This is a genomic window from Streptomyces sp. NPDC059649, from assembly GCF_042734445.1.
Classification (GTDB): domain Bacteria; phylum Actinomycetota; class Actinomycetes; order Streptomycetales; family Streptomycetaceae; genus Streptomyces.
Genome location: NZ_JBHWDV010000089.1, coordinates 1 through 20,003, shown reverse-complemented (window position 1 = coordinate 20,003; position 20,003 = coordinate 1). Strand labels below are relative to the sequence as shown.

Sequence of the window (20,003 nt, the reverse complement as noted above, 5' to 3'; positions counted from 1 at the left end):
GCGGCGGAACGACCGGTACGGGAGCGGCCGCCCATGGGAGCGGCGGCGGAACGACCGGTACGGGAGCGGCCGCCCATGGGAGTGGCGGCGGAACGACCGGTACGGGAGCGGCCGCCCATGGGAGCGGCGGCGGAACGACCCATACCGGAGCGGCCGCCCACCGGACGGCCGTCCATGGTCCCGCCGGGACCGGCCCTGGGCGGGGAACCCGTCCGCTTCGTCGCGCTCGGGGATTCGCTGACCGAGGGGCTGGGCGATCCCCTCCCGGGCGGGGGCTGGCGCGGCTGGGCGGTGCTGCTCGCCGCGGCGTTGGGGGAGCGGCCCGAAAGCGTGCAGCTGGTGAACCTGGCGGTCAGCGGGGCGCTGGCGGCGGACGTGGCCGAGCGGCAGCTGCCCGCCGCGCGGGCGCACCGGCCGCGGTTCGCGTCGCTGGTCGTCGGCGCGAACGACACCCTGCGCGCCGCGTTCGCCATCGAGCGGGTCGCGGCCGCGCTGGACCGGGCGTACGGCGCGCTGAGCGGCGACGGGACCGTGGTCCTGACGGCCTGTCTGCCCGATCCGGGCCGGATGCTGGGGCTGCCCGCGCCGCTGGCCCGGCCGCTGGCCCGCCGGATGCGCGCGGTCAACACCGTCGTGCACGCGCTCGTCGCCCGGCACGGGGGCGTCCACCTGCATCTGGCCGAGCACCCCTGGGTCACCGAACGCGCCTCCTGGAGCGTGGACCGGCTGCACCCCAGCGAACGCGGGCACCGGCTGCTGGCCCGCGGCTTCCACGCGCAGCTCGCCGCCGCCGGCCTGCCCGTGGGCCCGCCGCCCGGCCTCGCCCTCGACGGGCCGCCGCCGACCCGTACCGGCTCCGCCCTGTGGATGGCCACCAAGGGCACCCGCTGGGTCGTCGCCCGCTGCACGGACCTGCTGCCCGGTCTGCTCGCCCTCGCGGCCCGGGAGTGCCGGCACGGACTCGCGGGCACCGGGCGCCTCCTGGACGCCGCGGCCGACCGGACCACGCACACCGCCCTCGCCGCCCTCCCCGGTCCGAAAGCCGCCGTGTCCGCGCCGGGCGCTGCGACAATGACGGGATGATGACCGGACGCTGGGAGTTCTGGATCGACCGTGGTGGCACGTTCACGGACGTCGTCGGCAGACGCCCGGACGGGCGGCTGGTCACCGGCAAGCTGCTCTCGCACCACCCCGAGCGCTACCGGGACGCCGCGGTGGCCGGCATCCGGATGATGCTCGGCCTGGGCCCGGACGAACCGGTGCCCGCCGAGCGGGTCTCCGTCGTCAAGATGGGCACCACCGTCGCCACCAACGCCCTCCTGGAACGCAAGGGCGAACCGACCGTGCTGGTCATCACCGAGGGCTTCCGCGACGCGCTGCGGATCGCCTACCAGAACCGCCCGCGGATCTTCGACCGCCGGATCGTGCTGCCCGAGGCGCTCTACGACCGGGTGATCGAGGTGCCGGAGCGGATCGGGGCGCACGGAGACGTGGTCCGGCCGCTGGACGCCGACCGGGTCCGCGAGGCGCTCGGCCGGGCCCGCGCCGACGGGCTGCGCAGCGCCGCCGTCGTCCTGCTGCACGGCTACCGCCACCCCGACCACGAGCAGGCCGTCGCCGAGCTGGCCAGGGAGGCCGGCTTCCCGCAGGTCAGCTGCTCGCACGAGGTCAGCCCGCTGATGAAGCTGGTGCCGCGCGGCGACACCACCGTCGTCGACGCCTACCTCTCACCGATCCTGGCCCGCTACGTCGACGAGATCGCCGCCCAGCTCCCGGGCATCCGGCTGATGTTCATGCAGTCCAACGGGGGGCTGCGCGAGGCCGCGCACTTCCGCGGGAAGGACGCGGTGCTCTCCGGCCCCGCGGGCGGCGTGGTCGGCATGGTCCGTACGGCCGCCGAGGCCGGTGACGGGCACGACCGGGTGATCGGCTTCGACATGGGCGGCACCTCCACCGACGTGTCGCACTACGCCGGTGAGTTCGAGCGGGTCTTCGGCAACGAGGTCGCCGGCGTCCGGATGCGCGCCCCGATGATGAACATCCACACCGTCGCGGCCGGCGGCGGCTCCGTCCTGCACTTCGACGGGCGCCGCTACCGGGTCGGCCCCGATTCCGCCGGCGCCGATCCGGGGCCGGCCTGCTACCGCCGCGGCGGCCCGCTGACCGTCACCGACGCCAATGTGATGCTCGGCCGTATCCAGCCGGCCCACTTCCCCGCGGTGTTCGGACCCGAGGGCGACCGGCCGCTGGACGACGAAACGGTCCGGGAGCGCTTCGCGGAGCTGGCCGCCCGGGCCGCCGCCGAGACCGGGGACGACCGCGGTCCCGAGGAGGTCGCCGCCGGCTTCCTGGACATCGCGGTGCTCAACATGGCCAACGCGGTCAAGAAGATCTCCGTCCAGCGCGGCCACGACATCACCCGTTACGCCCTCACCAGCTTCGGCGGCGCCGGCGGCCAGCACGCCTGCGCGGTCGCCGACGCGCTGGGCGTCAACACCGTCCTCGTGCCGCCGCTGGCCGGGGTGCTCTCGGCGTACGGCATCGGCGTCGCGGACGCCACCGCGATGCGCGAACAGGCCGTCGAGGCGGAGTTCTCCGACCCCGCGGCGCTCGACCACGTCCACGAGGTGTGCGCCGCGCTCGCGGACCAGACCCGCCGCGAACTCCTCGACGACGGTGTTCCGGAGGCGTCGATCACCACCCGCGCCCGGGTGCTGGTCCGCTACGCCGGGACCGACTCCACCCTCGGCGTACCGCTCGGCGACGCCGCGGCGATGGCCGAGGAGTTCGTCCGGGCACACCGCGAGCGGTACGCCTTCACCATGGACAAACCGCTGGTCGCCGAGGCGGTGTCGGTCGAGGCCCGCGGGGAGTCCGGCGGCGCCCGCGGCTACGAGGAGCAAAGCGGCGGCCGGGAAGGGGAGTTGACGCCCGCCGCGACCGTCCGGATGTACGCGGGCGGGCGCTGGCGGGACACCGGGCTCTACCGGCGGACCGAGCTGCGGGCCGGTGATGTCCTCACCGGCCCGGCGATCATCGCCGAGGCCGACGCCACCACCGTCGTCGACCCCGACTGGCAGGCGGAGCGGGGCGACCGCGGGCACCTGATGCTGACCCGCGCCCGCCCGCGCGCCGACCGGGTCGCGGTGGGCACCGAGGCCGACCCGGTGATGCTGGAGGTCTTCAACAGCCTCTTCATGGCCATCGCCGAGCAGATGGGCGTCCGGCTGGAGAACACCGCGCACTCCGTCAACATCAAGGAGCGGCTGGACTTCTCCTGCGCGCTGTTCGACGCCGAGGGCAACCTGATCGCCAACGCTCCGCACATCCCCGTGCACCTGGGATCGATGGGGGAGTCCATCAAGGAGGTGCTCCGCCGGCGCCGCGGCGACCTGCGGCCGGGCGACGTCTACGCGATCAACGACCCGTACCACGGCGGCACCCACCTCCCGGACGTCACGGTCGTCACGCCCGTGTTCGACGCCGACGGCGACGAGCTGCTGTTCCTGGTGGCGTCCCGCGGCCACCACGCCGAGATCGGCGGCATCACCCCCGGCTCGATGCCCGCGTTCAGCACCACCATCCAGGAGGAGGGCATCCTCTTCGACAACTGGTTGCTGGTGCGGGACGGCAGACTGCGCGAGCGCGAGACCCGTGAGCTGCTCACCTCCGGCCCGTACCCGTCCCGTTCACCGGACGTCAACCTCGCCGATCTGCGCGCCCAGATCGCCGCGAACGAGAAGGGCATCCAGGAACTCCACAGGATGACCGACCAGTTCGGGCTGGACGTCGTACGGGCCTACATGGGCCACGTCCAGGACAACGCGGAGGAATCGGTCCGCCGGATCATCGCGCGGCTGTCGGACGGCAGTTACCGCTACGAGACCGACAGCGGCGCGGAGATCCGGGTCGCGCTGACCGTCGACCGCGAGGCCCGCAGCGCCGTCCTGGACTTCACCGGCACCTCGCCCCAGCAGCCCGGCAACGCCAACGCGCCCACCTCGGTGGTGATGGCCGCCGTGCTGTACGTCTTCCGCACCCTGGTCGCCGAGGACATCCCGCTCAACAGCGGCTGCCTCAAGCCCGTCGAGGTGCGCATCCCCGAGGGCTCGATGCTGGCCCCGGTCTTCCCGGCGGCCACCGTGGCGGGCAACGTGGAGACCTCCCAGGCGGTCACCGGCGCGCTCTACGCCGCGCTCGGCGTCCAGGCCGAGGGCTCCGGCACGATGAACAACCTCACCTTCGGCAACGACCGGGTGCAGTACTACGAGACCGTGGCCAGCGGTTCGGGCGCCGGCGACGGCTTCCACGGTGCGGACGCCGTGCAGACCCACATGACCAACTCCCGGCTGACCGACCCCGAGGTCCTGGAGTGGCGCTATCCGGTCCGCGTCGACGCCTTCGCGATCCGCGCCGGCAGCGGCGGCCGCGGACGCTGGCACGGCGGCTGCGGCGTCGAGCGCCGGCTGCGCTTCCTGGAACCGGTGACCCTCGCCCTGCTCACCCACCACCGCCGCATCCCGCCGTACGGCATGGCGGGCGGCGCGCCGGGCGCGCTGGGCGCCAACCTCATCGAACGCGCCGACGGCAGCCGCGAGGAACTCCGGGGCTGCGACGCGGCGGAGGCCGGGGTGGACGACGTGCTGGTGCTGCGGACGCCCGGCGGCGGGGGCTACGGGGAGCCGTAGCGGGTGCCCGGCCGCGGACACCGCCGTGTCCGGGGCCGGGCGGGCGGGTGGCCGGTCACGTCCCCTCGGGCGCGCGGCGGCACGCCTCGTAGGCGATCATCGCGGGGACGTAGTCCCGCCGCAGCTCGAAGTAGCAGGCCCGCAGCGCCTCGGGGGTGCCCCCGGCCCCGATGAGACAGGCGCGTTCCACCACCTCCGGGTTCGCCCCGGGATGCTGTTCCAGGACGGTGTAGAAGCAGGCCTGCGGGGTCGCGTGGGCGGCCGGGGCGGCGGCCACGACACCGCCGAGGGCGAGGGCGAGACCGCTGAGGGCGGCGGCGAGGCGCGGGACGTAACGCATGGTGGTGACGGTCCTTCCGTGCGGAGACCCGAGTGGTCACTCGGTGCGGTTGATCCGCTACGGAACGTGCCCATGTGGGGTATCGGTGATGCGGCAGGACGCGGGGCGCCGGGGGTGAACTGCGGGCGTGCGCAGCGCACTTCGGCCCACGGCGCGCCCCGGCGTCAGCCGGAGTGCGACGCCCGGGCCGGCCGGGGGCCGAGGCGCACGAACCGGACCGGGGTGCCCGGCACCGCCTGTGCCGCGGGCGCCAGGTAACGCTCGGGCACCACACCGACGACCGGGTAGCCGCCGGTCGTGGGGTGGTCGTGCAGGAAGAGCACCGGCAGCCCGTTCGGCGGCACCTGCAGGGCGCCCAACGGCATGCCCTCGCTGGGGAGTTCGCCGGTGCGGGCGCGTTCCAGCGGCGGGCCCTCGGTGCGCAGTCCGATGCGGTTGCCGGCCGCGGAGACCCGGAAGCGGCCGGTGGTCAGGGTGCGCAGTCCGGCCGCGGTGAACCAGTCGTCGCGCGGGCCGGGCAGGAACGGCAGGCACAGCTCGGTCACCGGGCCGGGGTGCGGGACGGCGTCCGCGGCGGCGGGCGGGCCGTACGGGTCGCCGAGCGGGAGCACCGTGCCGTCGGTGAGCGGATCGGGGCCGAGCCCGGAGAGCAGATCGGCGGCGCGGCTGCCGAGCACCTCCTCGGTGTCGATCCCGCCCGCGAAGGCGAGGTGGGAGCGCAGCCCGTGGACGGGCGTCCCGGCGTCCAGGACCGCGCCCGCCGGGACGCGTACCGGGGCGCCCCAGGGGGCGGGGCGGCCGTCGACGGTCACCGGGCAGGGTGCGCCGGTGACCGCGACCGTGGTGGCCGTCCGCACCCGTACGGCACAACCGGTCAGCGTCGTCTCCAGGGTGGCGGCCGTTTCGGGGTTGCCGACCAGGCGGTTGGCGAGGCGGTGCGCGGGTTGGTCCAGGGCGCCGGCCCGCGGCACCCCGAGATGGGCGTGGCCGGGCCGGCCGAGGTCCTGCACGGTGGTGAGCGCTCCGGCCCGGACCACGGCGAGGGCGCGGTCGGTCATCAGGCGGTCTCCAGCGGGACGAAGCGGACGCGGGTGCCGGGGGTGAGCAGCGCGGCCGGTTCCCGGCGCGGGTCCCACAGCACGGCGTCGGTGGTGCCGATCAGCTGCCAGCCGCCGGGGGAGGAGCGCGGATAGACCCCGGTGTAGGGGCCGGCCAGCGCGACCGAGCCGACCGGGACCTTGGTCCGGGGGGTGTCCCGGCGCGGTACGTGCAGCGGCCCGGGCAGCCCGGTGAGGTAGCCGAAGCCGGGCGCGAAGCCGCAGAACGCGACGTGGAAGGTGGTGCCGGAGTGCCGGCGGACGACCTCGTCGGGGGTGGTGTCCCACAGCGCGGCGACGTCGGCGAGGTCGGGGCCGTCGTAGCGGACCGGGATCTCGACGGCCGGCCGGTCGTCGGCGGGGCGCGGCGGGATGTCCCAGGTGGCGAGTTCGGCGATCAGTCCGCGGGGGTCGGCCAGACCGTCGAGGAAGACCGTGCGGGCGGCCGGCACGATCTCTCCCCCGAACGTCGCGCGGGAGGTGCCCCCGACCGACGGCAGGGTGCCGTCCGCGGCCCGGCGCAGCAGCTCGGCGTGGAGCGCGCCGACCTCCTCGGCGCTGTCCAGCTCGATCAGCAGCCCGTGCTCGCCGACCGGCAGCGGCCTCATACGAAGCTCCGGACGCGCACCCCGGCGGCGGTCAGTTCGGACCGTACGCGCCGGGCCAGGCCGGCGGCGCCGGGGGTGTCGCCGTGCAGGCACAGTGAGCGGGCGGTGATCTCCACCCGGCGGCCGTCGCGCGAGGTGACCGCACGGTCCCGGGCCATGCCCAGGGCGCGCTTGACGACCTCGTCGGGGTCGTGGACGACCGCGCCCGGCTCGCGGCGCGGGACGAGGGTGCCGGCGGCGGTGTAGGCGCGGTCGGCGAACGCCTCGCCGACGACGGGCAGTCCGGCCTGCCGGGCGGCCTCGTGCAGCCGGGAGCCGGGCAGTCCGAGGACCGGCAGCCCGCCGCCCGCGGTGCGGACGCCGGCGATCACCGCGCCGGCCTGCTCCGCGTCGTGGACGCAGCGGTTGTAGAGGGCGCCGTGCGGTTTGACGTAGCCGACCCGGGCGCCGGCGGCCCGGGCGAAGACGTCCAGGGCGCCGATCTGGTAGGCGACCTCGTCGGCGAGTTCGTCCGGCGGGACGTCCATCGCACGGCGGCCGAAGCCGGCCAGGTCGCGGTAGGAGACCTGGGCGCCGATGACCACCCCGCGCTCGGCGGCCAGCGCGCAGACCCGGCGCATCGTGGCCGGGTCGCCGGCGTGGAAGCCGCAGGCGACGTTGGCGCTGGTCACCACGGACAGCAGGGCCTCGTCGTCGGTGAGCTGCCAGCGGCCGAAGCCCTCGCCGAGGTCGGCGTTGAGGTCGATGACGGGGGCGTCGCCGGGGGAGTCCACCGCGTCGCTCATGTCGCTCCGTTCCAGGGTGCTCGGTGCCGGGCGGGCCGGGGCAGGCGTCGCGGCCCGGTTACGGGCGGGGGAGGGGACGGCAGGGGCGTGAACCGGCCGGCCCGTATCCGTAGTGACTCTCCCCCGAGGGCACTCGGGCCGACCGGCGTTGGGGGACAACGTAGAGGATCGTTGAACGATCCGACAAGAGCTGTGCGGCGTTGGGAAGGGGTTCCGTTGTCTTGTCCCCGGATCTGGGATTGACTTCCGTCCACACGACGCCCGGCCGGCCCGGACGGCCACCGGGCACGGCACGAGAGCGGGGAGCCAGATGGCCGGCGGAGTGGCGAAGAACGATCAGCGGCGGCTCGCCGAGGTCGCGGGACTGGAACGGGACCGGGCCCTGCTGGGCCGCGCCAGTACCGCGGAGCGGGTCGCCGACATCCTGCGCGACCGGATCACCGAGGGCTACTTCCCGCCCGGCGCCCGGCTGTCGGAGGAGAGCATCGGCGGCGCCCTGGGCGTCTCCCGCAACACCCTGCGCGAGGCCTTCCGGCTGCTGACGCACGAGCGGCTGCTGGTGCACGAGCTCAACCGCGGGGTGTTCGTGCGGATCGTGACGGTCGAGGACCTGGACGACATCTACCGGGTGCGCACGCTCGTCGAATGCGCAGCCGTACGCAGCCTGGGGGAGGGGCCCTACGACGAGAGCACGACCGCGGCCGTCGCGGCCATCGAGGCGGCCGTGCAGGCCGGTGAGGCCGCCTCCCGCGAACGGGCCTGGCAGGACCTGTCGACCGCCAACATCCGCTTCCACCAGGGCATCGTGGCGCTGGCCGGCAGCCCGCGCACCGACGAGCTGATGCGCGGCGTGCTGGCCGAACTGCGGCTGGTCTTCCACGTCATGGCCGATCCCCGGCGGTTCCACGCGCCCTATCTGACCCGGAACCGGCAGATCGTGGAAGCCCTGCAGGCCGGCGACGCGGCCGAGGCCGAACGGCTGCTGCTGTCCTACCTGGAGGACTCGCGCAGCCAGTTGTCGGGCGCCTACGCCCAGCACATCGCCCGGGACTGACGCATGCTCTGCGGTTCGTTCCCGCAGACCCCTTGTCGGATCGTTGAACAATCGCCTAGCCTCCGCTGCAATCTCTTCACCCCTCTCCCGGACCCCTGCGGTCCCGTACGCGGAAGGCGGACCCATGATCGTGCTCCTCGGCGTGCTCGTGGTCGTGATCGGCTTCGCCACGAAACGCAATCCGCTCCTGGTCGTCGCGGTGGCGGGTATCGCCACCGGCCTCCTGGGCGGACTGTCCCCCGGCAAGGTCCTCGCCGCCTTCGGCGAGGGCTTCGCCGGCAGCCGGGCGGTGACGATCTTCGCGATCACCCTCCCGGTCATCGGCCTCCTGGAGCGCTACGGCCTCCAGGAACGTGCGCGCAGCCTCATCGCCCGCTTCGGCAGGCTCACCACCGGCCGGTTCCTCGCCCTCTACCTGGGCCTGCGGCAGATCGGCGCCGCCGTCGGACTGACCAATGTCTTCGGGCACGCCCAGACCGTCCGCCCGCTCGCCGTCCCGATGGCCGAGGGCGCCGCCGAGCGGAAATACGGCGGACTGCCCGAACGGACCCGGGAGAAGGTCCGGTCGTTCTCCGCCAGCGCGGACAACGTCGGCCTGTTCTTCGGTGAGGACGTCTTCCTCGCCGTCGGCTCGATCCTGCTGATCACCGGCTTCGTCAACACCACCTACGGCACCCACCTCGAACCGCTGCAGCTCGCGCTGTGGGCCATCCCCACCGCGGTGTGCGCCTTCCTCGTCCACGGCTGGCGACTGCTGCACCTGGACCGCCAGTTGGAGCGCGAACTGCGCACCGCCCCTCTCCCGTCCGGCACCGCAGTGGAGGCAGCACAGTGATCAAGGCGGAGTGGTTCTACTGGCTGGTCGGCCTCAGCTTCCTGGTGATGGCCGCCCAGATGTTCACCGACCGCAGCAACCCCAAGCGGTACGGCACCGGCGCCTTCTGGGGCCTGATCGGCGCCGGCTTCGTCTACAGCAGCTGGGTCGTCACCAAGCAGGCACCCGCCGAGCCGCTCGGCGTCGTCGTCCTCGTCATGGCCTGCCTGGCCGGCTTCGGCTTCACCGGACGCGGCACCCCGCGCACCACCACCCCCGAGGAGCGCACGGCCAGCGCGGCCCGGCTCGGCAACAAGCTGTTCGTGCCCGCGCTCACCATCCCGGCCGTCGCCATGGCCTGCGCCATCGGCGTCAAACACCTCTCCATAGGCGGCCTACCGGTCCTCCAGGAGGGCAGCGAAACCATCCTGGGCCTGGGCATCGGCGCCGTCGCCGCGCTCGTCGTCGGCATGGTCATGCTGCGCGAGAAGCGGATCGCGGTGCCCGTCCAGGCCGGCCGCTCCATGCTGGAGGCGATGGGCTGGGCGATGCTCCTGCCCCAGATGCTGGCCACCCTGGGCGCCATCTTCCAGGTCTCCGGCGTCGGCGACCAGGTCGGCAAACTGACCACCTCCGTCCTGCCCAAGGACTCCCTCTACCTCGCCGTCGCCCTGTACTGCGTGGGCATGTTCGCCTTCACCATCGTCATGGGCAACGCCTTCGCCGCCTTCCCCGTGATGACCGCCGCCGTCGGCTGGCCCGTCCTCATCGGGCACTTCCACGGCAACCCCGCCGCCGTCCTGGCCGTCGGCATGCTCGCCGGCTTCTGCGGCACCCTCGTGACGCCCATGGCCGCCAACTTCAACATCGTCCCGGCCGCCCTGCTGGAACTGAAGGACCAGTACGGGCCCATCAAGGCCCAACTGCCCACCGCAGGCGTCCTGCTCGGCTGCAACATCGTGATCATGGCGCTGTTCGCCTTTTGAACCGGCCCGTCCGCCCGCCGCGGCACGGCGCCCCACCGCCGTGCCCGCGCCGTTCCCCCCTCCGCCCCCTTCCCGCACCGAGGACGACCGTATGACCCGGGTACTGCTGACCGGATTCGCCCCCTTCGAGGGAGAGGCCGTCAACCCCTCCTGGCAGGCGGTACGCGCCGCCGCGGCCGAACCGCCGCCCGGAATCGAGGCCTCCGCCGTCGAACTGCCCTGTGTCTACGGGGCGTCGGTGGCCGTACTGCGCGCCGCGATGGACGAGACCCGCCCCGAGATAGTCATCTGCGTCGGCCAGGCCGGCGGCCGCCCCGACATCACCGTCGAACGCGTCGCCCTCAACGTCGACGACGCCCGCATCCCCGACGCCACGGGCGCCGAACCCGTCGACGAACCGGTCGTGCCCGGCGGCCCCGCCGCCTACTTCTCCACCCTGCCCATCAAGGCCTGCGTGGCCGCGGTACGCGCCGCCGGCCTGCCCGCCTCGGTCTCCAACACCGCCGGCACCTTCGTGTGCAACCACGTCTTCTACGGCCTCGCCCACCTCATCGCCACCGAACTCCCCGGCCTGCGCGGCGGATTCGTCCACGTCCCCTACGCCCCCGAGCAGGTCACCGACCGCGCCCAGCCGTCCCTCCCGGTCGACGCGGCCGCCCGCGCACTGCGGGAGATCGCCGCCACCGCCGCCCGCACCCGCACCGACCTCCGCATCGCCGGCGGAGCCACCCATTGAGCACCGCCACCGGCGCCCACGCCACCGAACTCGCCGCCCACGCCGAGCGGTTCGCCGCCCTGGCCCGCGCCAACGTGACCCGTGCCTACCCGTACGCCCCGATGCACCTGCTCGCCGGCCCCGAGGACCTGGTACCGCCCCGCACCCACCACCCCGCCTTCTACGGCTCCTACGACTGGCACTCCGCGGTCCACATGCACTGGCTGCTGGTCCGGCTGCTGCGCCGCTGCCCTGGGCACCTCCCTGGCGACGCGGTGACCGCCCTCCTCGACACCCACCTCACCCCCGGCCACCTCGCCGCGGAAGCCGCCTACCTGCGCGCCCATCCGTCCTTCGAGCGGCCCTACGGCTGGGCCTGGCTGCTGGCGCTCACCGCCGAATGCCGGGCGCTCGGCGGCCCCGCCGGCGAACGCTGGGCCGCCGCACTGGCGCCCGCCGCCGAAACCGTCGACGCCCTGCTGCGCGCCTGGCTGCCGCGCGCCACCTACCCGGTCCGCCACGGCACCCACACCAACAGCGCCTTCGCCCTCGGCCTGGTCCTGGACAGCGCCGCCGCGGCCGGCCGCCCCACCCTGGCCGGCCCGGTCGCCCGTACGCTGCGCCGCTGGTTCACCGACGACCACACCGCACCCGCGCACTGGGAACCCTCCGGACAGGACTTCCTCTCCCCGGCGCTGAGCGAGGCCGAGGCGATGGCACGGGTCCTGCCGCGCCCGGAGTTCGCCGCCTGGCTGGGCCGCTTCCTGCCCGGCCTCGACCGGCGCGCCCCGGCCGCCCTGCTCGGCCCGCCCACCGTCTCCGACCCCGCCGACCCGCAGATCGGCCACCTCATCGGCCTCTCGCTGAGCCGGGCGGCCGCACTGCGCCGGATCGCCGCCGCGCTGCCCCACGGTGACCCGCGCCGCCCGGTCCTCACCGCCGCGGCCCGCGACCACCTGGTCGCCGCCCTCCCGCACACCGTCTCCGGGGACTTCACCGCCGACCACTGGCTGGCCACCTTCGCCGTGCTCGCCCTGGACGGACCGCCGGCCGGCGACGGACCCTCCGGGGCGTGACCGGGGGAGGGACCTGACGGCCGGCCGCGGCCGGCCACGCCGTAAACTGGCCGACCGGCCGAAGCGCCGCCCGCCCGCGGCCCGTCAAGGGATACGGCAGCCGTTCCACCCATGAGCGGATCCGCGCCGTTTCGTCCGTTGTCAGTGCGAGCGCCTACTCTGTGCGACGTGACTTTTCCCGCCCAGGGGCCCGCTGCGCCCCAGCTCAACGGGGTCAACCGCCCCGCGCCGGGCCCGGCCGCCGACGAAGGCCTGGCCCGCCGGCTGCGTGCCCTGGCCTGTACCGCGCCGCTGCACGACCTCGACGCGCGCAAGGCCAACCTCGCGGGCGAATACGGCGGCTACGCCATGGCGGAGGTGGCGCTCGCCGTCATCGACCTGGTCACCCTCAACATGGACTTCGACACCGGCGCCGACCACGAGGAAATAGTGGCCAAGGTGCTCCCGCGGGTCGCCGCCCAGGCCCCCGGCCGCCCCACCGCCGAACACGAGCGGGTGGCCCGCTGGGTGCTGGAGAACCTCATCAACGTCGGCAGCGTCGACCGCGGCTTCCGCGCCGTCTACGGCACCTTCACCACCGACGGCGAGTACGTCCGCCGCGACTACGACTTCAAGCTCGTCGAAGAGGTCCCCGGCGCCGGCGGCACCGTCTACCTCCGCGCCACCGACGAAGCGGTCAACGTCCTGGTCGGCGCGCTCGACACGGACGTCACCAGCGCCCAGATCGCCGCCGAGGTCAAGCTGGAGGTGCTGATCAGCCGCGGCCGGCTGGCCGACGCCCAGCTCGCCGCCGAACAGGCCCGCTACCGCACCGTCCAGTACGCCGAGACGCTCCGCCGGACCCTGGACGCCACCCGGCGCAACGTCCGCGCGGTCGACTGGCTGGAGACCGTCCCCGACATGATCAACGAGGCGCTCGACCACGTCGCGGACCGCTACCGCCACGAGAACGCCATCCTCACCAACATCCGCAAGGCCCGCGACGAGAGCGAGGAGCCCGAACACAAGCGGCGCGCCGCCGAGCTCGTCGACATCGTCAAGGACTGCATCCGCCGCCACACCCAGCTCCAGTCGCGGCTGCTGGAGGCCGGCCCGCTCTTCCGCGCCGAACAGGACCGGCAGGCCTTCGCCACCCCCGCCGCCCGGGCCGGACTCGACCTCTACGGCCAGCTCGTCGCCCCCGTCCTGCCGCTCCCCGTCGAGCAGGCCACCCGGGTCACCGACGCCTTCTTCGCGCACGGCACCGGCCTGCGCACCCCCGCGGCCGTCCGCGTCGGCGACCTCGTCGAGATGCTGCTCACCCCGCCCGTCGAGCGCGAGCACCTCGGCGCCGAGATGCCCGAGCCCGACCTGGTGGCCACCCCCGACGACAGCCGCTTCAGCGAGGCCCAGCTCGACGCCGCGACGGCCCTGCTCGACCTGCCGCCGGACGCGCCCCGCCGGCTCTCCGGCCTGCTCGCCGAGGCCCGCCGCAGCGACCCCGAACTCCCCTACCTCGTCGCCCTGCTGGCGGTGCACGCCGCCAGCCCTCCGGTCGGCACCGCCTACCGCCAGGGCGAGCAGCAGCTGCTGTTCGCCGTCGACGACGGCACCGAGCTCGCCGACCCCGAGTTCGGCGGCGCCGACCTCATCGTCGGCACGGCCCTGCTGGACGCCGCGGGCATGGCCGCCGACCGCTCGGAGGTCGCCTGATGACGCCCGCGCCCACACCCGCACCCACCGCACCGCCCCGGACCGACCCCCGCAAGGAGCCAGCCCCGTGACCCCGTACGACGCCGACGAGACGCCACAGCCGGACCCGGCGTCCCCGCCCGGCGAACCGGACCGGGGCGCGCCCGTCACCGACGGCGCACCGGCCGCGGCCGGCCACACCCCCGGCCACGCCCCCGTCACCCCGGCCGACGCCGCGGACGCCGCGCGGCTGGTGGCCTTCGGACTCCAGCCCAAGCTGCTGCCCGCCCGCGACGCCGACTACGGCGAACTCCTGCGCCGCTACCGCGACGACCCCGCCTTCGCCCGGCTCGCCGACGCCGTCGCCACCGGCCTCGGCCTGGTCGTCCTGGAGGTCTCCACCCGCGCCGGCATGGCCGTCACCGCCGCCGAGGACTCCGTCTTCGCGGTCCGCATGGGCGACTACGCCCGCCGCGCCTCCGCCGACTCCGCCGACCGCTTCCTGCACGGCCTGGCCCACCTCGCGGTCGCCGCGCTCGCCTTCCCGCGCCCCGAGGACCTCGCCGACGACGGCTACATCGGCCGGATCACCGTCAACGGCGTCGACGCCTTCGTCCGGCAGGCCTGCCGCCGCCTGGAGGAGCGCGCCGAGCAGCAGGGCGAGAACACCGACCCGGCCACCGACGCCCCCGGCCTGGAATCCGCCTGGCGGATCTACGCGCGGCGCAGCGCCACCGGCGCCACCAAGGACGCCCGGCGGCTGGCCGGTTCGACCACCGGCATCATCGCCAAGGCCGTCACCTTCCTCGTCGACTCCGGATTCCTGCAGCGCACCGGCGACGACGCCGGCGGCGCCTACCGCACCACCGCCCGCTACCAACTCCAGGTCCGCGACATGGCCGGCAGCGCCGCCATGGCCGAGCTCCTGGACCTGGGCATCGTCCCGGTCGCCGACGGCAGCGCCTCGCTGCTGCCCGGCGAGGACACCGACGCCCTCGACCTGGTCGCGGACGCCGGACTGCCCTTCCACTCCGGCTGACCGACCGCCCGCCCCGCCGCATCCCGCCACGACAACGAAAGTCCGCCATGTACGAGCTGTCCCGGGTCCGTCTCTACTCCATCGGGCCCGCCGGTGCGCGCTACGCCGACACCGTGCTGGACCTGCGCGGAGTCGGCGCGCCCGTGCCGCAACCAGCCCCGGCCCAGGCGGACTTCTTCGAGGACGAACCGGTCGGGCCGCCGCGCCGGCCGGCCCCCGCCGGTGTGCTCTTCCTGGAGAACGGCGGCGGCAAGTCCGTCCTGCTCAAGCTGATCTTCTCGGTCATGCTGCCCGGTCACCGCAACACCCTCGGCGGCGCCAGCTCCGGTGTGCTCCGCAAGTTCCTGCTCGCCGACGACTGCGGCCATGTCGCCCTGGAGTGGCAGCACGTGCTGACCGGCGAGTCCGTCGTCGTCGGCAAGGTCAGCGAATGGCGCGGCCGGCAGGTCTCCAACGACCCCCGCAAGTTCGCCGAGGCGTGGTACAGCTTCCGGCCCGGCCCCGGCATGAGCCTGGACTCGCTGCCGGTCGCCGAGGCCACCGTCGTCCGGCCCCGCCAGGAGGGCGCCGAGGGCACCTCCGGTGCCCAGGGCCGCCGCCGCACGATGAAGGGCTTCCGCGACGTCCTCACCGAGGCCGGGAAGAACTACCCCAATCTGGACGTGATCTGGGAGGAGGTCCACGAACGCTGGAACGAACACCTCGGCGAGCTGGGCCTGGACCCGGAACTCTTCCGCTACCAGCGCGAGATGAACGCCGACGAGGGCGAGGCGGCCGGCCTCTTCGCGGTGAAGAACGACTCCGACTTCACCGACCTGCTGCTGCGCGCCGTCACCGACACCCGGGACACCGACGGCCTCGCCGACCTCGTGCACGGCTTCGCCCACAAGCTCGGCCGGCGCGCCGAGCTCACCGCCGAACGCGACTTCACCGCCGGCTCCCTCGACCTCCTCTCCCGTATCGCGGACGCCGCCGGACACCGCGAGCGGGCCCGCGAGGTGCACGCCGGCGCCGAGCGCCGCACCCGCGCCCTGGCCCAGCGGCTGCACGCCCGCGGCACCGAGGAGCGCGGCCGCGCCGCCGAGCTGGCCGAAGGCGTCGCCACCGCGGCCCACCGCGTCACCGACGCCGAGCGGGTCCGCGAGCGCCGTGCCCTGGTCTCCGCCGAACTCGCCTACCGGCACGCCTCGCTGGCACTGGCCGCCGCCGAGAAGGGCGCCGCCGCCCAGCGCCGCGAGCTCAACGACGCCCGTACGCTGCACAGCGCCTGGCAGGCCGCCGAGACCGCGCTGCGGCACCGCGCCGCCGCCGACCGCTCCGCCCGGGTCGCCGCCGCCATCCGCGAGGCCGAGCGGGACGCCGCGCCCGCGCTCGCCGCCCGCGCCACCGCCGCCGCCGACCTCGTCCGCGCCCTGCACGCGGCCGCCGAGGCCGGGGAGCGGATCGCCAACGAGGAGGAGGAGCGCTCCGCCGCTCTCCAGGAGGCCGGTGAGTCCGCGCACCGCGACGCCACCACCGCCGCCACCCACGCCCAGCGCGCCCGCAGCGAGGCCGACCACCTCCGGCAGCGGCTCGCCGAGGTCGCCCAGGAGACCGAGGAGGCGGTCCGGGCCGGCTGGCTGGACGACACGGCCCCGGACGCCGACCCGGCCCGCGCCGCGCTCGCCGCCTCCGACGCCGAGAAGGCCGCCGTCGAGTCCTGGGACGTGGCCCGTGAGGCGGCGCGGCAGGCCACCGACCGGGCCCGCGAGGCGACCGCCCGGCACTCCGCCGCCGAACTCGCCGCGGCCCGCGCCGAGGACGCCGCCGAGGCCGCCGAGCGCGCCTTCGACGCCGAGCGCCGGGCCGCCGAGTCGATCGGCGCCGAACCGCGCCTCGCCGACCTGCTCGGCCTCCCGCCGGCCGAGGGCCGCACGCTCGGCGTGCCCGGGCCCCGTACGGCCGGCGGCGCCGAGCCGGGCACCCCGCGCCGCCCGGCCGGTGCCGGCCCGCTGACCGCCGAGGAGCTGGACCGCAACGCCGACGCGCTGCAGGAACTGCTGGAGGACGGCGTCGCCGCCGCCGAGCGCCAGCTCTTCGAACTGCGCACCGCCGCCGCCGACGACGCCCGGATCCTCGGTGCCCTCGGTGACGGCGGCCTGCTGCCGCCCGGCCCCGATGTGCTGACCACCGTCGAGTACCTCGGCGAGCACGGCGTGCCCGCGCTGCCCGGCTGGCGCTACCTCGCCCAGGCCGTCGACCCGGCCGACCACGCCCGGGTGCTGGCCGCCCGCCCCGAACTCGTCGACGGCGTGATCATCACCGACCCGGACTCGCACGCCCGGGCCCGCGAGGTGCTCGGCCAGGCCGCGCTGCTGCCCCGCTCCGCCGTCGCGGTCGGCACCGCCGCCGCGCTGCTCGCCCCCACCCCCGCCGACGACGAGCGGGACCCGGCCGTCTTTCTCGTCCCGCCGAACCCGGCGATGCACGACGAGTCCGCCGCCGACGAGGAGCGGCAGGCGCTGCGGGCCCGCGCCATAGAGCGCGACGAGGAGATCCGTGCGCTGGCCGCCCGGCTCGCCGGCGACCGTGCGCTGGCCGCCCGGCTCGGCTCCTGGCGCACCGGCTGCCCGGCCGGCCGGCTCGCCGAGCTCGCCGCCGCCGCGGAGCAGACCCGTACGGCCGCCGAGCAGGCCGCCGCCGAGCTGGCCGAGGCCCGGGACGCCCGGGCCGAGGCCGACGAGACGGCCGCAGAGGCCACCCGGGTGCGCGACGAGCGGCAGGAGGCCGCGCAGCGCGCCCGCCGCGCCGCCGATCTGCTGGCCGGGCTCGCCCACCGGCTGCGCGAGCGCGCCTCCTGGCAGTCCCGGCTGCGCGAACTCGCCGACGAGGCCGCCGAGTTCGAGGCCCGCGCCGAGGAGTGCGTGGACCGCGCCCGGGCCGCCGACGAGGACCGCCGGGCCGCCCAGCGGGCCGCCGACGACGCCCGCCGTACGGCCCGCGCGCTGCGCGCCGAGCGCGCCGAGATCGCCGGCGTACCGGACGACCTGGGCGAGGCGCCCGAGACCCCGAGCGCCTCGCTGCCCGCGCTGCGCGAGGCCTACCGCGCCGCCTCCCAGCTCTACGAGAAGGTCGGCGTCGGCGCGGACCTGCGCGCCGAGCAGGCCCGCGCCGAGGGCGACGAATCCGCCGCGCTGGCCGAGCTGAACCGCCTCACCAACAAGGTCCGTACCCGCGCCGAGGCGCTCCTGGAGAGCCCGGACGCCGCCGACGGCCCGTCCCGGCAGGCCGCCGCGGCCCGCGCCGAATCGTTGGTGCAGATGCTGGAGAGCCGCGCCTCGGCCGCCAGCGAGCAGCTCGGCCGGCTGCGCGGCGAGGCCGAGCGGCTCGCCCCCACGGACGGCGAGGCACACACCGCGCTGCCCGACGAGCTGGTGCCCGCCGACGCCGACCGCGCGAAGGAACTGCTGCGCACCGCGTCCGGTGAACTGGCCACCGCCACCGAGGCGCTGGCCGCCGCCCGGACCGAGCACGAGGAGCTGCTGCGCGCCCACCGCGCCGCCGAGGACGCGGCCGGCGGCTTCGACGAGACCGCCGCCCTGCTGCGCGATCTGCTGCGGGACCACCACGATCCCGAGGAGGGGACGCCGGCGCCGGTCGAGCCGTACGCCGGCTCCCTCGACGCCGCCCGGCAGGCCGCCGCCGAGTCCCGCCGTTCGCTGCGCGGCTGCGCCGCCGATCTGTCCGCCGCGGAGTCCGCGGTCCGCGAGGCTTCCGACATCCTCGTCCGGCACGCCAACTCCACCCGCTACGAACAGGTCCGCACCCCGGCCCGGCAGCAGATCCGCGAACTGCCCGCCGCGGCCCTGCCGGACCACGCCGCCAAGTGGGCGGAGGCGTTCGCGCCCCGGCTGCGGGTGCTCACCGACGAGCTGGCGCAGCTGGAGCGCAACCGCGACTCCATCGTCGACCGGCTGCGCGGTCTGGTCGAGTCCTCGCTCACCACGCTCCGTTCGGCCCAGCGGCTGTCCCGGCTCCCGGAGGGGCTGGGGGAGTGGTCCGGCCAGGAGTTCCTGCGGATCCGCTTCGAGGACCCCGACCAGGCCACCCTCACCGAGCGGCTGGGCGAGGTCATCGACGAGGCGACCCGCGCGGCGGTGAAGAAGAACAGCGATCTGCGCCGGGACGGGATGTCCCTGCTGCTGCGCGGGGTGCACGCCGCACTGCAGCCGCGCGGGGTCGCGGTGGAGATCCTCAAGCCGGACGCGGTGCTGCGCGCCGAGCGGGTACCGGTCGGTCAGATGGGCGACGTCTTCTCCGGCGGCCAGCTGCTGACCGCCGCCATCGCGCTGTACTGCACGATGGCGGCGCTGCGCAGCAACGACCGGGGCCGGGACAAGCAGCGGCACGCCGGCACGCTGTTCCTGGACAACCCCATCGGCCGCGCCAACGCCACCTATCTGCTGGAGCTCCAGCGGGCGGTCGCCGACGCCCTGGGCGTTCAGCTCCTCTACACCACCGGCCTGTTCGACACCACCGCGCTCGCCGAGTTCCCGCTGGTCATCCGGTTGCGCAATGACGCGGACCTGCGGGCGGGGCTGAAGTACATCAGCGTCGAGGAGCATCTGCGGCCGGGCCTGCCGCAGCCGGATCCGTCGGGCGAGGTGGTGCACGGCCAGATCACCGCGACGCGGATGTACCGCCGCCCGGAGGAGCCGGCCGCCGGGGAGGGCACGGACGCGGGGTGACCTTGCGGCGCCCCCCACGTAGTTGTCTGCGGCGCCGCGGGTCGTCTCGCCGTTGCGCCTGGCGGCGGGCGTTTGTTTGTCGGGTGCGGTGACAGCCCTACAGACTTCGTCCTCCGGTCTGTCCCCTCCCACGGGTGGGGGGAAGAGGCCGGTGGGGGTGGGCGTCGTCATCCTGGGTGTACGTCGCGTCGCGGGGTCGTGGGTGGCGGGAATATCTCTCCGGCCCGTTTGCGTTGAGGCCCTGCAAGGGGCGCCCTCATCCCCTACGGGATCTGTTCGCCCCTCCCCTACTGGACCTTCCTCACGCCCACCCCCACCCACCGTCTTCCCATCCCCAACGGGAGGAGACGGGCCGGAGGGGCCGGTTGTGTGGACGTAAAGCGAAAAAAAACACACAAAACGC

At 75.1% G+C, this 20,003-nt stretch carries 14 protein-coding genes; 10 read left to right on the top strand and 4 right to left on the bottom strand.

The features are described from left to right. Positions 1 to 1,083: GDSL-type esterase/lipase family protein (locus ACFV1J_RS38895; protein ID WP_385866471.1), on the top strand; the 1,083-nt coding region annotated here is incomplete at its 5' end. Continuing rightward, on the top strand, positions 1,083 to 4,688 hold the full coding sequence (locus ACFV1J_RS38890) for a hydantoinase B/oxoprolinase family protein (RefSeq protein ID WP_385866473.1): 3,606 nt from the start codon (positions 1,083 to 1,085) through the stop codon (positions 4,686 to 4,688). The genes ACFV1J_RS38895 and ACFV1J_RS38890, both read left to right, overlap by 1 nt. A 55-nt stretch (positions 4,689 to 4,743) precedes the next feature. Here the strand turns inward: ACFV1J_RS38890 and ACFV1J_RS38885 are convergent, their stop codons facing one another. The 4 genes from ACFV1J_RS38885 to ACFV1J_RS38870 all read right to left on the bottom strand — a co-directional run bounded on the left by ACFV1J_RS38885 (position 4,744) and on the right by ACFV1J_RS38870 (position 7,518). Beyond that, positions 4,744 to 5,028 carry a hypothetical protein gene (locus ACFV1J_RS38885; protein ID WP_385866469.1) on the bottom strand — a complete coding sequence of 95 codons (285 nt, stop codon included), beginning with the start codon at positions 5,026 to 5,028 and terminating at the stop codon, positions 4,744 to 4,746. A 164-nt stretch (positions 5,029 to 5,192) separates the two neighbouring features. Continuing rightward, entirely contained in the window at positions 5,193 to 6,086 is an 894-nt protein-coding gene (locus tag ACFV1J_RS38880) for a biotin-dependent carboxyltransferase family protein (RefSeq protein ID WP_385866467.1), read from the bottom strand. Beyond that, on the bottom strand, positions 6,086 to 6,733 hold the full coding sequence (gene pxpB, locus ACFV1J_RS38875; RefSeq protein ID WP_385866465.1) for a 5-oxoprolinase subunit PxpB: 648 nt from the start codon (positions 6,731 to 6,733) through the stop codon (positions 6,086 to 6,088). Before pxpB ends, ACFV1J_RS38880 begins: the two co-directional genes overlap by 1 nt. Then, positions 6,730 to 7,518 carry a LamB/YcsF family protein gene (locus ACFV1J_RS38870; RefSeq protein ID WP_385866464.1) on the bottom strand — a complete coding sequence of 263 codons (789 nt, stop codon included), beginning with the start codon at positions 7,516 to 7,518 and terminating at the stop codon, positions 6,730 to 6,732. Before ACFV1J_RS38870 ends, pxpB begins: the two co-directional genes overlap by 4 nt. 310 nt (positions 7,519 to 7,828) lie before the next feature. Here ACFV1J_RS38870 and ACFV1J_RS38865 point away from each other — a divergent pair, with 310 nt between their 5' ends. The 8 genes from ACFV1J_RS38865 to ACFV1J_RS38830 all read left to right on the top strand — a co-directional run bounded on the left by ACFV1J_RS38865 (position 7,829) and on the right by ACFV1J_RS38830 (position 19,600). Beyond that, positions 7,829 to 8,572, top strand: coding sequence for a GntR family transcriptional regulator (locus ACFV1J_RS38865; protein WP_385866462.1), 744 nt, complete (start codon positions 7,829 to 7,831; stop codon positions 8,570 to 8,572). A gap of 124 nt (positions 8,573 to 8,696) precedes the next feature. Beyond that, positions 8,697 to 9,407: a DUF969 domain-containing protein gene (locus ACFV1J_RS38860; protein WP_385866461.1), complete on the top strand. Its 711-nt coding sequence runs from the start codon at positions 8,697 to 8,699 to the stop codon at positions 9,405 to 9,407. Then, on the top strand, positions 9,404 to 10,372 hold the full coding sequence (locus ACFV1J_RS38855) for a DUF979 domain-containing protein (protein WP_385866459.1): 969 nt from the start codon (positions 9,404 to 9,406) through the stop codon (positions 10,370 to 10,372). The genes ACFV1J_RS38860 and ACFV1J_RS38855 overlap by 4 nt, the downstream gene beginning before the upstream one ends. Before the next feature lie 91 nt (positions 10,373 to 10,463). Further along, complete coding sequence (pcp, locus tag ACFV1J_RS38850; protein WP_385866457.1) at positions 10,464 to 11,108, top strand: pyroglutamyl-peptidase I; 645 nt, start codon at positions 10,464 to 10,466, stop codon at positions 11,106 to 11,108. After that, positions 11,105 to 12,163, top strand: coding sequence for a DUF2891 domain-containing protein (locus ACFV1J_RS38845; protein WP_385866455.1), 1,059 nt, complete (start codon positions 11,105 to 11,107; stop codon positions 12,161 to 12,163). The genes pcp and ACFV1J_RS38845 overlap by 4 nt, the downstream gene beginning before the upstream one ends. A gap of 168 nt (positions 12,164 to 12,331) precedes the next feature. After that, positions 12,332 to 13,855, top strand: coding sequence for a hypothetical protein (locus ACFV1J_RS38840; protein WP_385866453.1), 1,524 nt, complete (start codon positions 12,332 to 12,334; stop codon positions 13,853 to 13,855). A gap of 67 nt (positions 13,856 to 13,922) precedes the next feature. Then, entirely contained in the window at positions 13,923 to 14,873 is a 951-nt protein-coding gene (locus ACFV1J_RS38835) for a hypothetical protein (RefSeq protein WP_385866451.1), read from the top strand. 47 nt (positions 14,874 to 14,920) lie between these two features. Further along, entirely contained in the window at positions 14,921 to 19,600 is a 4,680-nt protein-coding gene (locus tag ACFV1J_RS38830; RefSeq protein WP_385866449.1) for a hypothetical protein, read from the top strand. Positions 19,601 to 20,003: the final 403 nt, after the last annotated feature.

Excerpts from the sequence above, each read along its gene's own strand:
- ACFV1J_RS38890 (WP_385866473.1), top strand. The coding sequence starts at position 1,083 with ATGACCGGACGCTGGGAGTTCTGGATCGACCGTGGTGGCACGTTCACG.
- ACFV1J_RS38885 (WP_385866469.1), bottom strand. The coding sequence starts at position 5,028 with ATGCGTTACGTCCCGCGCCTCGCCGCCGCCCTCAGCGGTCTCGCCCTC.
- ACFV1J_RS38880 (WP_385866467.1), bottom strand. The coding sequence starts at position 6,086 with ATGACCGACCGCGCCCTCGCCGTGGTCCGGGCCGGAGCGCTCACCACC.
- pxpB (WP_385866465.1), bottom strand. The coding sequence starts at position 6,733 with ATGAGGCCGCTGCCGGTCGGCGAGCACGGGCTGCTGATCGAGCTGGAC.
- ACFV1J_RS38870 (WP_385866464.1), bottom strand. The coding sequence starts at position 7,518 with ATGAGCGACGCGGTGGACTCCCCCGGCGACGCCCCCGTCATCGACCTC.
- ACFV1J_RS38865 (WP_385866462.1), top strand. The coding sequence starts at position 7,829 with ATGGCCGGCGGAGTGGCGAAGAACGATCAGCGGCGGCTCGCCGAGGTC.
- ACFV1J_RS38860 (WP_385866461.1), top strand. The coding sequence starts at position 8,697 with ATGATCGTGCTCCTCGGCGTGCTCGTGGTCGTGATCGGCTTCGCCACG.
- pcp (WP_385866457.1), top strand. The coding sequence starts at position 10,464 with ATGACCCGGGTACTGCTGACCGGATTCGCCCCCTTCGAGGGAGAGGCC.
- ACFV1J_RS38830 (WP_385866449.1), top strand. The coding sequence starts at position 14,921 with ATGTACGAGCTGTCCCGGGTCCGTCTCTACTCCATCGGGCCCGCCGGT.